The organism is Saccharomonospora iraqiensis subsp. paurometabolica YIM 90007, assembly GCF_000231035.2.
Taxonomy (GTDB): domain Bacteria; phylum Actinomycetota; class Actinomycetes; order Mycobacteriales; family Pseudonocardiaceae; genus Saccharomonospora; species Saccharomonospora paurometabolica.
Genome location: NZ_KI912242.1, coordinates 1 through 1314 on the forward strand (window position 1 = coordinate 1; position 1314 = coordinate 1314).

Annotated in this window: 2 protein-coding genes; one reads left to right on the forward strand and one right to left on the reverse strand. The window is 71.4% G+C overall.

What is annotated here, in order from left to right; genetic code table 11:
* Positions 1-573 (reverse strand): hypothetical protein (locus tag SACPADRAFT_RS0213345; protein WP_028662444.1); only part of this gene is annotated, 573 nt, incomplete at its 3' end.
* A 90-nt stretch (positions 574-663) separates the two neighbouring features.
* Between SACPADRAFT_RS0213345 and SACPADRAFT_RS0213350 the strand changes: the two genes are divergently transcribed.
* Positions 664-1221, forward strand: a complete 558-nt coding sequence (locus SACPADRAFT_RS0213350) for a peptidylprolyl isomerase (RefSeq protein WP_007027643.1) — start codon at positions 664-666, stop codon at positions 1219-1221.
* The last annotated feature ends 93 nt before the right edge of the window (positions 1222-1314 follow it).

Below are 1314 nucleotides of genomic sequence, written 5' to 3' on the forward strand. Positions count from 1 at the left end.
AGGTTGCGCCGCCCCGGCCGGTGGCGTGTTCGGCGCGGTCCCGGTGTCGGTGCTGCGCGGCGGGGCCGGTGCGATCGGCTCTTCCGGCTGCGGACGCAGGGCGTAGGCGACCGCGGCCGCGAGGGTTCCCAGCCCGAGCAGCCAGGGCCACACCTTCCTCCGCTTACCGCCGCCGTCGTTCGCCACCTTCCTCGCCTCGGCCACGGCCGCGGCGAGTTCCTTCTTCGCCTGCTTGAAGTCGCGCTTGGCCCGGCGCTTGGACTGACCCGCCGACTTCGCCGCCTTGATGGCGGCCTTCTTCGCCTTCCGCCCGGGCACACGCAGTTCCTCGCGGTGCTCGGCGAGCCTGCGGGCATACTCCGCGTTCCGGGCCGCGTCCCGGCGTGCCCGTGCGGCCCTGCGGCCGAACTCCTTGCGCGCGACCTCGGTGCTCTCGGTCAGCCTCTGCTCGGCGACCTGGGCGGCCTGCGTGGCCACGTCGGCGCTCGCCCGCCCCATCTCCCGCGCACGGGCCCGGAGCGCGCGGGAACCGTTCCTGCCGGACGCGCTCGTGGTCTCCGCGGTTCGACCCATCGCCTTCACCTCATCAATCCGTCGGTCCTGCTCTTGCGCACCTGGTTCCATCCTGCCCCTTCTCCGCCGACGGCGCTGTGGGATGGCACGATGAAGTGCGTGACTGAGAGCAACGGATCCCCCGGCGGGTCGAGGACGAAGGCGACCCTCCACACCAGCCAAGGCGACATTCATCTGGACCTTTTCCCTGATCACGCGCCCAAGACGGTCGCGAACTTCACCGGATTGGCCGAAGGCACGAAGGAGTACACCCAGCCGAACGCCAAGGGTGAGAAGTCGGGCCCGTTCTACGACGGCAGCATCTTCCACCGGATCATCGCGGGCTTCATGGTGCAGGCCGGCGACCCGACCGGGACGGGGCGCGGGGGCCCGGGGTACAAGTTCGACGACGAGTTCCACCCCGAGCTGCAGTTCAACCGTCCGTACCTGCTGGCGATGGCCAACGCGGGCCCGGGGACGAACGGCTCGCAGTTCTTCATCACGGTCGCGCCGACGCCGCACCTGAACTTCAAGCACACCATTTTCGGCGAGGTCGCCGACCAGTCCTCGCGTGACGTCGTGGACACGATCGCCCAGGCCGCCACGGGCCCGGCCGACAAGCCGCTCGAGGACATCGTGATCGAGCGGGTCACCGTCGAGCACGGCTGACGGACGACCGACGCGGCCGACGCCCGCACCCTCCGCGGGACGCGGGGGCCCGTCCGCCCCGACCCGCCTCCGGCAGGTCGGGGCACGCCCGCC

What these genes read in the sequence shown, in the direction of transcription:
- SACPADRAFT_RS0213350 (WP_007027643.1), top strand. Translation starts at nt 664, where the DNA reads ATGAAGTGCGTGACTGAGAGCAACGGATCCCCCGGCGGGTCGAGGACG.